This window comes from Pseudomonas fungipugnans, from assembly GCF_029955235.1.
GTDB lineage: Bacteria > Pseudomonadota > Gammaproteobacteria > Pseudomonadales > Pseudomonadaceae > Aquipseudomonas > Aquipseudomonas fungipugnans.
The window spans coordinates 1-17,239 of sequence record NZ_JARBWL010000002.1 but is presented as its reverse complement, the minus strand read 5'-3'; the positions used below and the strand labels follow the sequence as shown (position 1 = coordinate 17,239).

The window sequence follows — 17,239 nt, the reverse complement described above, 5'->3', positions numbered from 1 at the left end:
TGTGGGACGGGCTCTTGTGGCGAGGGAGCTTGCTCCCGCTTGGGCGCGTAGCGGCCACAAAATCTTTGCGACTGCTGCGCAGTCGAGCGGGAGCAAGCTCCCTCGCCACACAAGCCTCGCTCCTACAGGGATCTCAGTCAGGCTGGGCGACTTGGAAGCTTGCCCCTGACGCAGGCTCGCGCCGAATCATCCGCTTCATCTTCCACTCAAACGCCAGCGTCAGACTCACCGCCGCACACGCCAGCCCCAGCGCCAACCCCCACCAGACGCCCGTCGGCCCCCAGTTCAGGTGGAAGGCCATCATCCACGCGGCCGGCGCGCCAATCAGCCAGTAGCAACCGAGCCCGACCAGGAATGTGGTCTTGGCATCCTTGAGCCCGCGAATGCAGCCCATGGCGATGGTTTGAGTGCCGTCGAACAGCTCGAACCACGCCGCCACCGCCAGCAGGCTCACGGCCAGATCGATGACCGGGCGAAAGGCCGGGTCGTTGTGATCCAGGAACAGCCCGATCAATTGATTCGGCAACAGCCAGAACACCATGGCAAACCCGAGCATCGACGCCGCCCCGAAGGCGATCCCGACCCGCCCGGACAGCCGCGCATCCAGCAACTGCCCGGCACCATAGTGCTGACCGATGCGCATGGTGATCGCATAGGACAACCCGGCCGGCACCATGAACGCCACCGAGACGATCTGCAGGGCGATCTGATGCGCCGCCAGTTGCGTGCTGCCCATGGTGCCCATGCACAGCGCTGCAAAGGCAAACAGCCCGACCTCCACCGCATACGTGCCGCCAATCGGCAGGCCCAGGCGCCACAGTTCTTTCAGGTATTGCCGGTTGGGCCGCGACAAGCCTTGGCATAATGGATAGGCATCGTAGGCCCGACTCCGGCGAATGTGCAGCGCCAACGCCAGCGCCATCAGGTTGGCGACGATCGCCGTGACCAGTCCGATGCCCATCAGTCCCATTTTCGGCAATCCGAACATGCCGGTGATGAATGCGTAGTTGAGGACGAAGTTGGCCACGGTGCCGCACAGGCTGATCACCATCACAGGCGTCGCGCGGCCGATGGCGCTGGTGAAACCGCGCAGGGCCATGAAGCTCAAATAGCCGGGCAGGGCGAACGGCAGGATCGTCAGGAACTGCCCGGCGGCGTGCACGTTGGTTTCAGTCTGGCCGAACAACAGCAGCACTGGCTTGAGGTTCCACAGCAGCAGGCCGGCCACCAGCGCCATGATCCACGCCAGCCACAGCCCGGCCTGGGTCAGCCGCGTGGCGCCAACAATATCGCCGGCGCCCTTACGGATAGCCACCAGGGTGCCGACCGCTGCAATCACGCCGATGCAGAAAATCGACACGAACGAATAAGTCGCCGCGCCCAGACCGCCACCGGCCAGTGCTTCAGGACTGAGGCGGGCCATCATCAAGGTGTCAGTGAGGACCATCAGCATGTGCGCCAACTGTGAGGCAATCAACGGCCCCGCCAGCCGCAGGATGGCCCAGAGTTCGGTACGCGCTGGATGCTGCATGATCATCACGCTCCATGGGTGAAGAGAGCAGGGAAAGCGTCGATTTTCGGCGCTCTGCGGGGTTTGCACAAAGGGATAAAAAAGATGGGTGGCATGATTAAAACTCATCCAGCGGAGTTTCTGCTAAGTTGGAAAAGTCCCGCTGTAGGAGCTTTCTGAATGTCTCGTCGTCTTCCTCCCTTGTATGCCCTGCGCGCATTTGAAGCAGCGGCGCGACACAGTTCGTTCACCCGCGCCGCCGAAGAGCTGTCAATCACTCAAAGTGCGGTGAGCCGGCACATTCGTACACTCGAAGAGCATTTTGCCTGCCGCCTGTTTCATCGCAGCGGGCGCAACCTGCAACTGACCGAGTCGGCGCGGCTGATCCTGCCCGGCATCCGCGAAGGCTTTACCGCGCTGGAGCGGGCCTGCAATACCTTGCGCGCCGAAGACGACATCCTGCGCATGAAAGCCCCGTCGACCTTGACCATGCGCTGGCTGCTGGCGCGGCTCAGTCGTTTCCGACATTTGCAGCCCGGCAACGAGGTGCAACTGACCAGCGCCTGGATGGACATCGACACCGTGGACTTCAACCACGAGCCGTTCGACTGCGCTGTCATCCTCAGCAACGGGAATTTCCCCCCGGATTGGGAGGCGACTTTCCTGTTTCCCGAGGAGCTGATTCCGGTGGGTGCACCGAATCTCCTGAAGGACCCACCCTGGGACGTTGCGCGTCTGGCCAGCACCGAACTGCTGCACCCCACGCCCGATCGACGCGACTGGCGTAATTGGCTGGAGCGCATGGGACTGGCCGATCAGGTGTCGCTCAAGGGCGGTCAGGTGTTCGACACGCTGGAGCTGGGCATGATTGCCGCAGCCCGAGGTTACGGCGTGTCCATGGGGGATCTGTTGATGGTGGCCGAAGACGTGGCCCAAGGGCGTCTGAGTTTGCCGTGGCCGACCGCCGTCGCCAGTGGTGAGAATTATTACCTTGTGTGGCCTAAAACCCGCCCTGGAGGCGAACGTTTGCGCCGCCTCAGCGATTTTCTTCAGAGTGAGGTGAACGCCATGGAACTGCCGGTGGTCGAGCGTCAGCGTTGAATCGGTGAGGCGGTCATGCCGCGGCTGTTGAGCGATAACCCCGCTAATTACTCAAGTATTCAGCGTTGCCGCCGAAAATCTGCAAGTGGGACCTTCGTGCCGGTTCCGCGTCACCCCCCATTTATTGGATTTTTTGCCGAGCAGTCGATCAGGGAGGATTCGATTGCTGGGCCAGGAGCTGTCATGTCTCAACCCCGTGCCCGGATCGCCTCACAGCTTGGTCTCGCACTTGCCGTGATTCTGGCGATTGTCATCAGCGGCAGTACCGTGTTCGCCTTGCGCTCGCTGGACACCGCCAACCTCGCCACCCGCGAAGAGCACCTGGCCAGTGAGGCCCGTCTGCTGGCCGACCAGCTGAACACTTTCCACGGCACCCTGCGCGAAAGTACCCAGCGCCTGAGCGGGCTGTTTGAAAAACGCTTCAGCGCCGGCCTCAGCGTGCACCCGGACGAGCCAGTGAGCGTGGCGGGTGTGCAAACGCCAGGCCTGCACCTGGGCAGCGAAGTGTTGAACAACAACTTCAAGGAAGTGGATGAGTTCAAGCAAATGACCGCCGGGGTTGCGACGCTGTTCGTGCGCAGTGGCGAGGACTTCATCCGCGTCAGTACATCGTTGAGCAAACAGGACGGCAACCGGGCCATCGGCACCATGCTCGATCACGCACACCCGGCCTATGCACGCCTGATGTCGGGCCAGGGGTATGTCGGTCGCGCGTTGCTCTTCGATCGCTCCTACATGACCCAATACACCCCGGTTCGCGACGCCAGCGGTAAGGTGATTGCCGTGCTGTTCGTAGGATTTGATTACACCGACGCGCAGAATGCGCAGTTCGCCAATCTCAAGCGTTTCCGCATCGGCCAGACCGGCTCCCTGGCGTTGCTTGACGAGCAGAATAAATGGTTGGTGCCGATTGCCGGTGTCGAAGCTCAAGACCAGGCAGTGACGGCCATCTCCAGTCTGGCGAAAACGCCGGGCAAGGGGGCTTTCTGGACCGACAAATCGGAAGACTTCTACAGCGTCGCCGTGCCATTCGACGGTGGGCCATGGTCCGTGGTGGCGAGCATGCCGCAGGATGAAATCAGCGCTGTAACCTGGAGTGTCGGCATTCAATTGGCCATCGGCAGCCTGCTGGCGATGTTGATCGCGGTGGGCTCGGCAGTCTGGTTGTTGCGCAGCAAACTGGCGCCGTTGGCTGATCTGGTACGTCAGGCCGAAGCCTTGGGCGCTGGTGATTTGAGCGTGCGTTTGAACGTGTCGAGCAATGATGAAATCGGTCAATTGGCCCGCGCCTTCAACCAGATGAGCCAAGCGCTGTCGACCATGGTCGAGCACATTCGCAAGGCTTCGGAAGAGGTCAACAGCCGTGCTCAGGCCTTGTCGGGTCTTTCCGGCGGCGCCTACGAGGGGATGGAGCAGCAGTCCGGCGAAATCACCAGCATGGCCGGTGCCGTAGAAGAGTTCAGCGCCACGTCGCTGGACATCGCCGACAACATGGGCAGCACTCAGCGTCTGGCCCAGGAAAACGCACAGCAAACTCAGATCGGTCGTACATCGATGGACGAAGCGTCCTCGTCCCTGGAGCAGATTGCCGGCGCCTTGAACAGCACCGCGACGGTCATCAACACTCTGGGACAGCGCTCCCAGGAAATCGGTGGCATCGTCGGCGTGATCACCGCGATTGCCGAACAGACCAACCTGCTGGCGCTGAACGCCGCCATCGAAGCGGCCCGTGCCGGTGAGCAGGGCCGTGGTTTTGCAGTGGTGGCGGATGAGGTGCGCAACCTGGCTTCGCGCACGCGTCAGGCGACCGACGAAATTTCCGGGATGATCCAGAGCATCCAGCAGGAAACCGGCAACGCCATCAGCACCATGGAGCAGGGCAATGTGCTGATGCAGGAAGGCCTGTCGCGTAATGCCAACGTGGCCTCGGCGCTGGCGCGGATTGACGAGCAAAGCCGTTCGGCGGGTCAGCAGTTTGCGGCGATCACCACGGCCACTCAGGAACAGAGCAGCACCGCGACTTTGCTCAGCAGCAATTTGCAAAGCATTGCGTTGGCCAACAGTGAGCAGCGTGAAGTGGTGTCCAACCTGGCCATTACCGCCAAGGAGCTGGAATCGCTGGCGGCGGAATTGCGGCAAGAGGTTGACCGGTTTCGTTGAGGTGCCGCTGAAATAGCTTCGCGAGCAGGCTCGCTCCCACATTTGATCTCGGATTCACCCAGGATCTCATGTGGGAGCAAGCCTGCTCGCGAAGGCAGCACCTCAATTTTCAGACGTGTCCCCAAGCCCCGGATCAACCCGCTTCCCGATATCCCTGAGCCGCGCCAACTGATCCACCATCGATGGCGCCTCATCCAGGCTGCTGACAAACGTCCACAAATACGTCATCACCGCGTACACATGCCCGGCCTTCACCGCTGGCGACAGTGCCAACTGACTGATCGCAATCACGAACAACACCGCAGCGACCGAGCCGATAAACAGAAAGGCCGCCGCTTCACGGTCCGACAACCCGATGCGCAGTCGCGACAGCACCCGATAGTGGCGTTGCAAAGTGTCAGGTCCGACCTTTTCCACCAGGCCGATTTCTTTCTCCAGCCGGTCATTCAAGCGCTCATGCAGCTGCTGGTTGCGCCGAGCAAAACGCGGCAACAGAGTCATACACAGCAGTAGCGCCGCCAGGCAGGCAAGGCCGATCCACGGCTCGATCACCAGCAACATCACCGCCGCGCCGACAATCGACACCAGGGCCGTGGCAATGGTCGGCACATGCTTCTCGAAGAAATCCACAAACTCCCGGGCCAGCACCACTCGTGCCGCCGAGGTGGAAGTGCTCTGATTTTGCAGGCGCTGGTTGAGGATCACCGGCACCGCAAGATCGGCATAGATCCGCGTGAACGTCCGGGTGTCGACTGCCCGGCGTGCCGCACCCACCACCCAGAACGCCAGCACAACCAAGGCGTAAAACAGCGCGCTGCTGGCATCGCCACGCATGATCGAGTCCACGGCGAAGCCTGCGAACAGCGGGTAGGCCAGCAGCAACGCATTCTCCAGCGCGACCAGCGACAGCGTGAAAAACAGCTTGCCGGGGTAAGCTTTGGCAATGGCCTTGAGCGTCTGGCTGGCGGATTGCTGGCCGATCTTTTGGCTTTGCTCGACAAGAATTTGTGGGGTGACGGGTGTCATGGGTGCACCAAATGAAAGATAAACGCTACTATTGAGCGACTGCTCAAGTATCCTTGAGCAGTCGCTCAAGAAGCAAGCGCCGTCCATCTGTACGACGCCACGAGGTTATTTCCAAATGTCGCGCATCGACCGCAAAGACCAGATCATCGCCGCCGCCCTGGAGCTGTTCCGCAGCAAGGGGTTCGCCGACGTCTCCACCCGGGATCTGGCGGAACACGCCGGGCTGTCGCGCAGCCACGTCTATCACTACTTCACCGACTGGAAAGAACTGCGCCGGGAAGCGTTTGTGCGATTTGCCAATGAACAGCTTGAAGAAGTCCGCGCACCGCTGGCGGATTTGCCGCCACTGGAAGCATTGCAGGCTTTTCTCACGGACTGCCTGCCGTCTTCGGCTGATGCCGGGTGGGCGCTGTGGCTCGACGCCTGGGACGAGGCGATGCATGACGCCGACCTGGCGGCGGCTTACCTGATCGTTAACGCCCAATGGCAGGCAATGCTGGCCGGGATCATCGAGCAGGGGGTGGCGGCGGGCGTATGCCGTTGTGCTTCCCCCGAACGCGCCGCACGGCAGATCTTCGCCCAGACCATGGGCTATGCCGATGATCTGTTGTTGCAGCCATCCCTTGAAGCCGCGGCGGCGGCATTGGATGAGGTGATGGAAGTGGTGGGGCTGTTGCTGGATATTGAAGTCGTGGATTGAGCGTTTGCAGTAGATGTGCTGTTTTTTGACTTGCTGAAACGATTCTTCAAGTCTATAAAAATGGCACAACTCCAAGAAAGGCTGCTCCCATGACCCCGCTCAAACTCGTTGTTGCACTCAGCGCGTTGTCCGCTGCCTCACACGCCATGGCCTGGGACTACGTCCTGCTCGACACCGACAAGGCCGCCCAGAACTGGCAGATCACCAGTCAACAGCTCGGCGTAAAAACCGACAAACCGTTCTCCGTGACGCTGCGCACCTTGCACGGTGGCCGACAGGAGGGCGTCAGCATTGTCGACATCGATAACGGCACGATGAAGCTCTCAGTGGTGCCGACACGCGGGATGAACGTTCTGCGTGCCTCGGTCGGCGATGTGCGCATGGGTTGGGATTCGCCGGTCAAGGACGTGGTCAATCCGTCCTTCATCGAACTCAATGGCCGTGGTGGATTGGGCTGGCTGGAAGGCTTCAACGAAATGGTCGCACGCTGCGGCTACGAATGGGTCGGCCACCCAGGCATGGACAATGGCGAGCTGCTGACCCTGCATGGTCGTGCCGCCAACATCCCGGCCAGCAAAGTCAGCCTGCACATCGACGAAAAGCCGCCGTATACCATCAGCCTGCGCGGCGAACTCAAGGAGCAGGCATTCAAGAAAGTCGACTTCTCGGTCGCCACCGAACTGGTCACCCAACCCGGCAGCGCAGCTTTCGCCCTCAACGACACGTTGACCAACAACGGTGACTATCCGAAGGAGTACCAGGCGCTGTACCACAGCAACTTCAGCACTCCGTTCCTGGAGCAGGGCGCCCGTTTTGCCGTACCGGTTAAACAGGTGTCGCCCTTCAACGACAAGGCCAAAGGCGATTTGCCGGACTGGCAAACCTATCGCGCCCCGACCAAGGATTACGACGAGACGGTTTACAACGTCGTGCCCTACGCCGATGCCAAGGGCGACACGCTCGCCGTGTTGCACAACAAGGCCGCCAGTCTCGGCGTCTCTGTCGGCTTCAATACCCAACAGTTGCCAGTGTTCTCGCTGTGGAAAAACACCGATACCCAAGGGCAGGGTTATGTGACCGGATTGGAGCCGGGCACGAGTTTTTCCTACAACCGTCGGTATCAAAGACCACTGGGCCTGGTGCCAACCATTGGCCCGAAAGAGCAGAAGCAGTTCCAGATCAACTACAGCTTGTTGGCGGATAGGGGGGCTGTGGATAACGCGCTGAAACGCGTTGGTGACATTCAGGCTGGGCGCGAGACTGAGGTTCGGCAGACGCCGTTGGTGGATTTGAGTAAGGAGTGAGCTATGTCAGCTCGCTGTCGGGCGGTACTGCAGCGCTTCGGCCAGATGCTCGCGAGTGATGCCGTCGACTTGCTCAAGGTCCGCCAAGGTGCGGGCTACCTTGAGCAGTCGATGGGCGGCACGTAACGATAACGTCAGGCGTTCACAGGCCGATTCCAGCCATTTTTCATCGACTGTGGATAACGTGCAGTGAGTGCGCAGGCCCGGCAGATCGAGGAAAGCATTGGCACAACCCTGACGTTTTTGCTGGCGCTCCCTGGCATTGGCGACCAGCAACGCGGCAGTGACAGTGTCGTCACCGGGTTTGGGGGCCGGGTTCAACGCTGTGGCTTCCCGGGCAACGGTGAGGTGCAGATCGATGCGATCCAGCAGCGGCCCCGACAGTTTGTTGCGATAACGCTGCACCATGTCCGGCGTGCAACTGCATTTGCCGCTGGGCTCGCCAAGATATCCACAGGGGCAGGGATTCATCGCGGCAACCAGCTGGAAGCGTGCCGGGAAACGAACCCGGTCCCGTGCACGGGAAATCACGATGTGCCCGGATTCCAGCGGCTCCCTCAAGACCTCCAGCACCTTGCGATCAAACTCCGGCATTAGACTCTTTGGCTACACTGTGTACGTAAAGGACGTCCACATGAAATTGTTATGGCCCGGTAAGCAGTCGATTCCTGAGATTTCTGAGGCACTTCATCGAACCAATAATCCCGCTCTGGCCGATTGGTATGGGAGGCGCACATTAAGGGAAATATATATTATCCCGCTAGTAGTTGACGGTTGCGGAAATGTAGTCCGTGAGGTTCATGAGTTTCTATATGAAAAAGCCTATTATTCAAACGCCTTAAAAATTAGTAAAACAGTAAAAACATACGCAGAATGTTTAGTAGATTGGATGGTCTTCTCCTGTATTCATGAGCTTGATTGGAAATTCGTAAGTAACAGAAATATAGCGCTTTACAGAAATCATCTAAAAGAAAAAACATTTAAGGGCCGTACCCTAAGTGCTAGAACGATAAATCTAAGACTGACAGTGGTTGTAGAGTTTTATAGACATTACTGGTCAAGTGTTTTGTCTCATGAAAATAAAAATCAAGAGGTGATTAGGCGTAAGTTAATACAGTTAAACGCCAGGAATTTTAAAGTTAGGATCAGTAAGCAAAGACCGCGGGCACTGCCTCCCGAAACTTGCCGCTTACTGATGCAGAGCCTGAACGGTGCCCAAAGGCTGATATTCGCATGGACATTGACGACAGGGATGAGGATTGGCAGCGTTCTAAGTATATCTTTAGCTATGTTTAAAGATTTAGATTCACTTAGATCAGACGGGTTTGTCGAAGTAACAGTCAAAGGCGGAAAGCTGCAAAAGGTTTATGTGCCGAAAGCAGTGATCGAAGAGACTAGGATCTATATTGCGACTACCAGAGCGTTAAGTCTTAACAGACCAAAATTTCCGGATGTAGAGCATTCTGCTTTATTTATTAACTCAAAAGGCGAAGCTGTGACTAGTGGATGCTACTACACAGCCTATAAGAGAGCCTGTTTAAGCTTAAAGGTAACTTCTCATCCGCATCAGGCTCGAACAACGTTTGCTACGTATGTTGAACGCCGTCTATTGAGCGCTAGTAAATCTTTAGGGCTTGATAGCGTTAAAATTATACAAGGCCTACTCGGTCATGCGAGTTCCAGTACTACTCAGGATTATCTAGAAAGTATCTCTGGGAATAATATAGATGTTCTTGAATTGCTAGATAAGCAGGCCGCTGAATTGCGAGGACTTCATGAGTAATGAACTTGAAGTTAGCTTCTATGATCACAACCGTCAGCGACGTGAATACTATGACTTCAGTAAGCCTGGATGCGATGCGACGCTATCAGAAGATATTAAAGTCGCCTTTCTTGAGCTGACGGGCCACTATAACAGTAGGAGCCGTGTACAGGCATGGAGATCCGTAAAGGAGTTTATGGGTTTTTTAGCTATGCACGAAGTACAGAGTATAGATGAAAATAAAAACCTATTGTCGGAGTATGCATTAGGGCTTAGCCATAGGAAACGCTTAAGAAAAACCAACGGCAGTCATTACAACGTAATCCGTAGGTTAGTTAAATTATTATCTGAAAATAGTGAAAGTAGGTTTTGGCAGGGGCAAGGGTTACCTAACTTCGATTTCACTAGAGAGAAGAAAACAGCGAGAGATAATGACATTTCTGTGAGTGCTTTAAAAAGTATTGCGGAGGCGTGTAAAAAAGAGATTAACGAAATTAAGGCTTGTATCGCTGTCCGCCAAGCAATAGAAAATGGCAGCCAAGTAAAGCACCCCAGCCTGAATGCCTCGGAAGTCCGAGCTTTAACCGAGTTGATAGCTTTAGAAAGCAAAGGCATATGGTCACAGCGAGAGATGGCTGATGCTAAAAAAGGGCGTCTTGGTAGTTCTGGATTAAGACGCCTTTCCGTATTTAAAGAGCTTACGATGCGGACTTGCATACCCATTTTTCTACTGCTAATGATTGAATCGGCGGCAAATCCAATGGCGCTGATGGAAATTAAAATTAATTGTATCGAAGCCCACCCAACTGACGACTCAATGGTTTTTTTATCTTGGGATAAGCCGCGCTCTAATAAGGAACAATCACTGCCGTTTATTAGAGATGGGAAGTTCTCACCTTCAGAACTAGTTTGTCTAATTAAGTTGTTAACCCAATCTGTTCGAGATATTGCGGATGCCGCAGATAAAGATTTGCTTTTCATTGTTAGGACCGGTAACAAGTCTCGGAGGCTTTCAGTGCAGAGCCTACATAACAAACTTAAAGAATTTCGTGATGAGCACAATATCGAGTACTTCACATTCAGTGATATTAGAAAGGCGGTTGCGGGTTTGGTCGCTGAGGAATACAAGTCTATTCAGCCAGTATCTAAATTTCTACAGCATTCAGAAGAGTCTACTACAAATTTATATTTGAGAGGCCGTGCGGCATCACAGCGAAGCTTTGAGAGAGTTTCAGAATTCCAGGGCGAAATGATTAGTATGGTGGCAGCGACAGGGCGCCAATTAGAAGGAAAATATTCCACACTATTTGGGATGTCGTGTAAATCGCCTGTTGAAGGTGTTGCTGAAGGTTCAAAATTTGGAATGCCGTGCGTAGAGTTTACTAGCTGTGCTACATGTAAAAACGCGATTGTGATTCACGATGAGCCTCATTATGTAGCTCGCCTTCTAAAATCGCGGGAAGCTTTGGAAACTCTTGAAAAAGATAGTTCTTCTCATGCCGATAAGATAGCTAGGTTCGATAAAGTATTTCGTGAAACGTTGGATGTGTTAAACAACTACATCTTGCCTAAGGTAAGTAAGCAGACAATGGTCGAGGCGGAAGCTTTGATTCCTGATACTCCTAATATACCCTTGGTGTACTAAATTGAATGTCTTAGACGTAAAGAGCGAAAGCGAGGTTAAAGACTTCTTTGTTAGCGAATTATTATTGCTTGGTGTCGACTTCTATTCCGAAGAGTGGGAGTTCAAATCGCCCGGAAAACAATCTGTAGCGGATCAGTCTATAGTATTCAAATGGAACCTGTTATTAATAGGTTTTGATTTGCCCGATAGCGGTGATTTCAGTCTAGGTCAGCTTCTAAAGAAAATTGCAGCGTGTTTTGTTCTTGGTATGAATAATAAAGTCTATGCGCCCTCCACAGTTAAAAATAAAATCACTTGGATACGTGGATTCTTATTGGCTTTAGAAGCGTCTGGATTTAAGCGGCTTTCACTAGTGACATCGATACAGGTTCATAATGTTTTTTGCCGATATCACAACAATGTATTTAATGGCAAGGCTAACTCTGTTGCTACCGTCAAGGATAGAATGAATGTCGTAAGTCAGATATATCGAATGAAAAAACTTATTGGAGATGGATTTTTAGAGGACCCTTTTCCTGAAAAGTTTCGTAGACAAATCTCTGCTAACTTAACTCAACCGCGAGCGTGGGAGGCGCCACCTGAGCCTGTCTGTATATATCTACTGAGATCGGCGATTCGATTTTTAGATGTAATGACCGAAGAGCTTTTAAGAATATTTTTCAAATATGTCTTCGCAGTTGAGGAAGCTAAAGGTCAGGGGTTAGTAACTAAAAAGAAAATCTCGGCTTTCGCTAATGCAGTTCTGAAGGGCGAGAATTTTCCTTCGGGTAGTGAGTTTGACACATTAATAAAAAATCTAAAGGCAGATAAACCCAACGATATTGCATCTCTATTAAATCATTTGCAAACAGCGTGTTTCGTAATAATTAGCTATACGTCTGGGCCGAGAGTAAGTGAGATTCGACGAGCATCAACCGAAAGTCTAAAATATGTACGACACATTAAAGGCCGCGAATTTCCTTATTATTATGCTGCCAGATCTAAAAAGCGCTTCTCTGGAGATAGAAATGTTTCGAATGCGACAGAGGATGAATCACCTTGGGTATTATCTCCTGCTGGGGTCATTGCGTTTGGAGTATTGAAAAGGCTTTCAGAGCCCGCTAGAGCAAAAAGTAAGAAAGATAACCTATGGTTGGTTACAGCAGGAAACGCTTTATGGCCGTTTAATGCTAGACAGGGATATAGCGTGATCTCCTCTACCGCTATAAATAAGCGTCTAAACAGTTTTGCAGTATTTATGAATTTAAAATCTACAATAGGGTGGGAGGGGAGGCTTTATTCTCATATGGGTAGAAAACACTTCGCCAGGTTTATAGCTAAGCGCGATCGAGCGGCTTTAGGCGATTTAGCTCTACAATACTCCCATACCTCTGCATATAGTGTGGACATAAGTTATGCGAAACCGGATTCAGAGTTTCGGAGGCTTCTAAAAGAGGAGTTTAATGTAGAGATGGAATCTGTGGCTTTAGAATTAGCCGGGCTTTCGCCTCAGCAAATATTTCATAATGTCGGAGCCAAGTTTGAAAGTCGAACAATAGGTAAGTTTGTTGGCCAAGTTAGAAGTATTAAAGAAATTCGAATCTTGTTGTCTCGAGGTACTATCTTAGTACCATGTCAATGGGGTGTGTGCATGTATAGGCAGGAAACGAGTGCCTGCAAGGGAAGCAAGCAAGAACCTAATCCTGAGAATCGGTCACCCAGTACGTGTGTAGGTTGTTTGAATTTTATTGCAACACCTAAACATCGTTTATGGTGGCAAAATTATAAGGATGATAGTTTAAGATTTTTGCGGCAGTCGAACTTGCCTCAGCAAACTCGTCTTATATTGACATCAAGACTTGAGGAATGTGAAGAAGTTTTAAGAATAATCTAGTTAGGAGTTGGCTATGACCACTACACGAGACTTGTTGCTAAAATCGCTTGCAGAGTTGACCGCGAAAGGTCCAAGTCACATCAGCATAACGGCGCTTTCTAAAATTGCTAAAATCAGTCGTTCATCTATTTATAAGTACTACCCGGATATTGTCATTAAAGTTAGAGGAGGGGCTAGCGAGTTTTCTTTGTCTAATATCGAGAAAATCAGTTTAAAATTGTACATCTTGAAAAAACAGCTCAAAGAGCAAAGGGTGCTAGTGGGTATGCTAACCAACGTTTGCTCAGAACAGTTGGTAGAGATTATCGAACTTAATGCCAAATATTTAGATGCGCTGGAGTCAAAAAATTTGCAGATAACGTTTCTTGAGAGTGCTCTTGCCAAGAGTAAGAAGGTTGTTCTAAAAACAGTTAAATAAGGAAGGTTCTATTCTTTTTGTTTGCTGAAATTTTCCAATTCATTATGCACTGTGGCGAGCAGCATTTCGGAATTTATGTCGTCATTTTTTATCAGGTAGCATTTAGTTAGCAGCGTTACAGGATGTACTCCGATATTGATAGCAAACTCCTCAAGTTTTTCAACAGATAAAGTCTTAATTCCTCTTTCTACATCACTTATATAGCTTTGGCTGGCCCCAATGCTTTCCTGAGAAAGGCCCTTGCTTTGTCTCAGCTCCCTCAGTGCTCGGCCCAGCGCTCGATTCAGATCCACGTCTCAATCCCCAAAAGGAATGATGAAGCCTTTTGGAGCTAAAAATCGCTATACTCTATTGAGTATAATTGAGCAATGAGCTGTAATTTAACCGATTCTGTTGCTCCAGCGGAGATGGTTCACCAGTGGGGCCGGGTAAACGAATTTATTTATAACGTATGAAGAACGTTAACAGCTTGAGCGGGAGAGGAAATGTTAGATCGGAATGAGATTTTAGATTTAATATTGATGTTAAAAGTTAATGACAAAATAGATAGTCTTGTCTCATCCGATCGTCACAATGAGGTTGCCAAATTACTGGGCTATCCTAAGTATTCCGATCTTCGCTCTACATTGTTGTCTTTCCCAGAGTCAAATTTCAGAGAGTTTTCTATTTTTCTCATGAGAAAAATTTGCCTTCTTAGAATGCCTGTATCTGACATTGCTTATTATGAGTTCCGTAAGAGCACTAGAACGGAGTTTACTTACTATAGCATGTGGAGCGAGGATCTTGATGGTGAAGCGGTGAGAGTTCCCCGCCCGTTAAATGGACCAAAGACCGTTGTCAGATTGAGATCTAGAAATGAAGAGGTTTTCGTTTTGGAGTCAATGAAAGAATTGATGCTTTGGACTTCATATTGGAACTCAAACGCTCTGGTCAATAAAGACGTTGCCACACGTCTTATTGATTAGCTCCGATGAAGAGATAATCTGGAAGCATTGTAAATCATCGGTGCGTTAGAATGATAACGTTCCTCGGCAGCTCAGTTAAAGCCATAGGCTATGGCTAAGGGGGCCTTGGAGGCTGCTCAATGGCCCTGCAAGCTCCTTTGGTGATCCTTTCGTGAAAGGGTTGGGGGTAGGCGCATTGTCGGCTCTTAGGGCTGCGACAGTCGTTTTGTCGCTGACGTCCTAAATTGTTGCATACGCTGCGGCAATTCCTGTCGCACAGGGTGAACCCTAATATCTGACTTATACCCTCCCATGTCGAAAATTCAGCGTCGGCAGACGCCTACTTTTCTTGACTTTTAGCTTTTTGAGCTTACCCTGGGCGAGCCATTTTTCAGTATTGTCATTGACCAGCAGAGGCTTTAACGTTATGGGTTTTTCGGAACGCCCAGAAAGGAAGGGTACGTTCATTGACCTTTTTTCAGGATGTGGTGGCCTTTCTCTTGGCTTGATGCAAGCTGGCTGGGATGGCCTGTTTGCTATTGAAAAAACATCCGGAGCATATAAAACGCTAGAGCATAATTTAATCGAAGGCCCACGATATAAATATAGTTGGCCTGATTGGTTACCTCAGATCAATATGGAGGTCAGCCATTTAATCGATAATTATCAAGATAAGCTTGAAGCGCTTAGAGGAACAGTTGACTTAATCGCGGGAGGGCCGCCTTGCCAAGGTTTTTCACACGCAGGGAAAAGAGATCCGAATGATCCCCGTAATAAGTTAGCGGAACAATACATAAAAGTTGTAGAAATTGTGCAGCCCAAGTATCTGCTCTTGGAGAATGTACGAGGATTTAACACTAAATTTAAAAGCTCTGGTGATGCAAGCAGCATCCCCTATTCTCTAGTCGTGAAGAAGCGGCTTGAAGCGCTCGGCTATGGTGTTTCGTTTCGGATCATAAAAAGTTCAGACTGGGGGGTGCCTCAACACCGGCCTCGTTTTATTATGATAGCCAAACGTGCCACAGATAGTGATCAATTTGATCCTTTTGTAGATCTTGAATCATTTCGCCGGAACTTCTTATCGCGTAAGGGGCTTAGTACTGAAAATCCTGTAACTGTCCGTGACGCTATAGGTGATTTAGAAACTTATGGGAAAAGCCTGGTTCCTAATTTGGACTCTGGTAGGACTGGGTTTTTCGAAGCTGAATTTATTAAGTCTGCATCTCCCAGCAAATATCTACAGCTTCTCCGTTCAGAGAATTGTGAGCCACCAAATAGCAGAAGGTTAGCTAAGCATAGTGATGTTGTTAGCTCTCGCTTTCAGCTAATACTAGATAAATGTGAGCGCGGTGTAACTATATCGGACGAGTTTAGGACAGCTTTCAATATAAAAAAACAAGCTATTACTCCGCTTGATGGAGATTTGCCGTCCGCGACAGTTACAACGCTGCCTGACGACATATTACATTATCTTGAGCCTAGGATATTAACGGTTCGAGAGAACGCAAGACTTCAATCATTCCCTGACTGGTTTTCATTCCAAGGTGTTTACACCACAGGGGGTAAGCAACGTAAGTATACTTGCCCTCGATATACACAAGTTGGCAACGCGGTACCTCCAATACTGGCAGAAGCGTTGGGGATGTTGTTGAGTAGGCATGAGTCGAAAGGGGCCGTCTAAGACGGCCCCTTAAGCTTAGGCTTTCATTTCGTCGTCATACGTTGTTACATCCCATCCTGATTCTTTGAGCAGCACCTTCATATCTTCAGCGTAAGCAGCATATAGATTTTGGTTTGTTACCAACAATTGGTCGATGTCGAGAGACATGCAAAGCTTGTGTATAGCCGCGTGCTTATCTGAAGACTTATCTTGCTCGCTCAGTGCGGAGGTTGGCTCAGTGTGGTGCTGTGCCAACCCCAGAGCGTCAGCTCTGACTGTGGCTTGTTTGGTAAAGCGGATTACGTAAGAAAACATATCTGGAAAATCGTTTCCTCCGTGAACTTTGTACTTCATCACACTCACGGCCTGCATCCTTGCGTCATTCGCATGGGTCAGGCGGATGACCCAATAAATAAAACACGCTTGTAGGATTTCGGACAACTCAACCTTCGATATTTTATCGTCTGAAAAACTCTTCTTTTCTCGGGCAAGCTCGTAGATCTCGCGACGGTACTCTTCTAATGCGGCAACGAATGCCACATCATCGCTGACTTCTTCTCGAAAAACCCTATCTAAGTTGGCAAGCAGTTCCTGCGTTATACCTTCTTTGTCCGCCCTTGTTGTTAAAAAGAACAGCCACGGTGTATCTAGCATTTTATTGAACTGTACTGTGAACAACGCCATCATCGAGTCGATTGTTTCTTGCTTGAAGACGCCGTCACAGAAGTCCAAATTTATAAGATGATAAGCACCATGTTGACCAACACGCTTTAAGGCAAGAGAGCCTTTTTTAGACAATGCGTGAAAATTATAATGTTCGACTTTGGATTCGCGGTCCACGTTAGGTCTATCGAGGAGCTCGCTTAGCCTGATATCAGCTCTCTCTTTTTCCGCTTCTGTGTCAATGAAACCGTGGACGAGAAGTTTTTTGCTTTCAAATTTATCAGTCGCCATCATTTTTTTGCTGAAGAAATTTATATCAAGCAGGTCTCCTCCCGGGAGACCAAAATATTTTATTGTATTTATTTCTTTATATTCTTCGAATCTTCTAATTAAAAAATCCAGGTGATACCACCATTGCTTGTCTCTGACAAATTGTTTGCGAGGCTTGTGCCATGGCTTGAATACAATTGCAG

Annotated in this window: 14 protein-coding genes and 1 pseudogene; 10 read left to right on the top strand and 5 right to left on the bottom strand. The window is 51.2% G+C overall.

Features of this window, described 5'->3' with window-relative positions; genetic code table 11:
• Positions 1–133 precede the first annotated feature (133 nt).
• Positions 134–1,531, bottom strand: coding sequence for a NorM family multidrug efflux MATE transporter (locus POF45_RS15070; RefSeq protein WP_259497530.1), 1,398 nt, complete (start codon positions 1,529–1,531; stop codon positions 134–136).
• A 159-nt stretch (positions 1,532–1,690) separates the two neighbouring features.
• On the opposite strand from POF45_RS15070, the gene POF45_RS15065 reads away from it, so the two are divergent.
• Positions 1,691–2,611, top strand: a complete 921-nt coding sequence (locus tag POF45_RS15065) for a LysR substrate-binding domain-containing protein (protein ID WP_259497529.1) — start codon at positions 1,691–1,693, stop codon at positions 2,609–2,611.
• Positions 2,612–2,794: 183 nt separating this feature from the next.
• Complete coding sequence (locus POF45_RS15060) at positions 2,795–4,771, top strand: methyl-accepting chemotaxis protein (protein ID WP_282316052.1); 1,977 nt, start codon at positions 2,795–2,797, stop codon at positions 4,769–4,771.
• A gap of 102 nt (positions 4,772–4,873) precedes the next feature.
• On the opposite strand, the gene POF45_RS15055 is transcribed toward POF45_RS15060, so the two are convergent.
• Positions 4,874–5,797 carry an ABC transporter six-transmembrane domain-containing protein gene (locus POF45_RS15055; RefSeq protein WP_282316051.1) on the bottom strand — a complete coding sequence of 308 codons (924 nt, stop codon included), beginning with the start codon at positions 5,795–5,797 and terminating at the stop codon, positions 4,874–4,876.
• 115 nt (positions 5,798–5,912) lie between these two features.
• Here POF45_RS15055 and POF45_RS15050 point away from each other — a divergent pair, with 115 nt between their 5' ends.
• Together POF45_RS15050 and POF45_RS15045 are read left to right on the top strand one after the other, a co-directional pair.
• Complete coding sequence (locus POF45_RS15050; RefSeq protein WP_259497523.1) at positions 5,913–6,497, top strand: TetR/AcrR family transcriptional regulator; 585 nt, start codon at positions 5,913–5,915, stop codon at positions 6,495–6,497.
• 89 nt (positions 6,498–6,586) lie between these two features.
• Positions 6,587–7,801: an aldose 1-epimerase family protein gene (locus POF45_RS15045; protein WP_282316050.1), complete on the top strand. Its 1,215-nt coding sequence runs from the start codon at positions 6,587–6,589 to the stop codon at positions 7,799–7,801.
• 6 nt (positions 7,802–7,807) lie between these two features.
• Here the strand turns inward: POF45_RS15045 and POF45_RS15040 are convergent.
• Positions 7,808–8,395 (bottom strand): annotated as a pseudogene (locus POF45_RS15040) (ATP-binding protein); the annotation flags it as partial.
• Between the two features lie 40 nt (positions 8,396–8,435).
• Here POF45_RS15040 and POF45_RS15035 point away from each other — a divergent pair.
• Genes POF45_RS15035 through POF45_RS15020 form a run of 4 tightly spaced genes read left to right on the top strand, consistent with a single transcriptional unit; the run spans position 8,436 to position 13,499 of the window.
• Positions 8,436–9,584, top strand: coding sequence for a tyrosine-type recombinase/integrase (locus POF45_RS15035; protein WP_282316049.1), 1,149 nt, complete (start codon positions 8,436–8,438; stop codon positions 9,582–9,584).
• Complete coding sequence (locus POF45_RS15030; protein WP_282316048.1) at positions 9,577–11,208, top strand: tyrosine-type recombinase/integrase; 1,632 nt, start codon at positions 9,577–9,579, stop codon at positions 11,206–11,208. The genes POF45_RS15035 and POF45_RS15030 overlap by 8 nt, the downstream gene beginning before the upstream one ends.
• Position 11,209: 1 nt before the next feature.
• The gene (locus tag POF45_RS15025) at positions 11,210–13,081 is read left to right on the top strand and encodes a hypothetical protein (protein ID WP_282315977.1); all 1,872 of its coding nucleotides are present in this window, start codon (positions 11,210–11,212) and stop codon (positions 13,079–13,081) included.
• Positions 13,082–13,094: 13 nt separating this feature from the next.
• Complete coding sequence (locus POF45_RS15020; protein ID WP_282314673.1) at positions 13,095–13,499, top strand: TetR/AcrR family transcriptional regulator; 405 nt, start codon at positions 13,095–13,097, stop codon at positions 13,497–13,499.
• Between the two features lie 8 nt (positions 13,500–13,507).
• On the opposite strand, the gene POF45_RS15015 is transcribed toward POF45_RS15020, so the two are convergent.
• On the bottom strand, positions 13,508–13,792 hold the full coding sequence (locus tag POF45_RS15015) for a helix-turn-helix domain-containing protein (protein WP_282314674.1): 285 nt from the start codon (positions 13,790–13,792) through the stop codon (positions 13,508–13,510).
• Between the two features lie 192 nt (positions 13,793–13,984).
• On the opposite strand from POF45_RS15015, the gene POF45_RS15010 reads away from it, so the two are divergent.
• Together POF45_RS15010 and POF45_RS15005 are read left to right on the top strand one after the other, a co-directional pair.
• Positions 13,985–14,464 carry a hypothetical protein gene (locus POF45_RS15010; protein WP_282314675.1) on the top strand — a complete coding sequence of 160 codons (480 nt, stop codon included), beginning with the start codon at positions 13,985–13,987 and terminating at the stop codon, positions 14,462–14,464.
• Positions 14,465–14,870: 406 nt separating this feature from the next.
• Positions 14,871–16,124 carry a DNA cytosine methyltransferase gene (locus POF45_RS15005; protein ID WP_282314676.1) on the top strand — a complete coding sequence of 418 codons (1,254 nt, stop codon included), beginning with the start codon at positions 14,871–14,873 and terminating at the stop codon, positions 16,122–16,124.
• 15 nt (positions 16,125–16,139) lie between these two features.
• Here POF45_RS15005 and POF45_RS15000 read toward each other — a convergent pair.
• Positions 16,140–17,239 (bottom strand): PP_RS20740 family protein (locus POF45_RS15000; protein WP_282316047.1); only part of this gene is annotated, 1,100 nt, incomplete at its 5' end.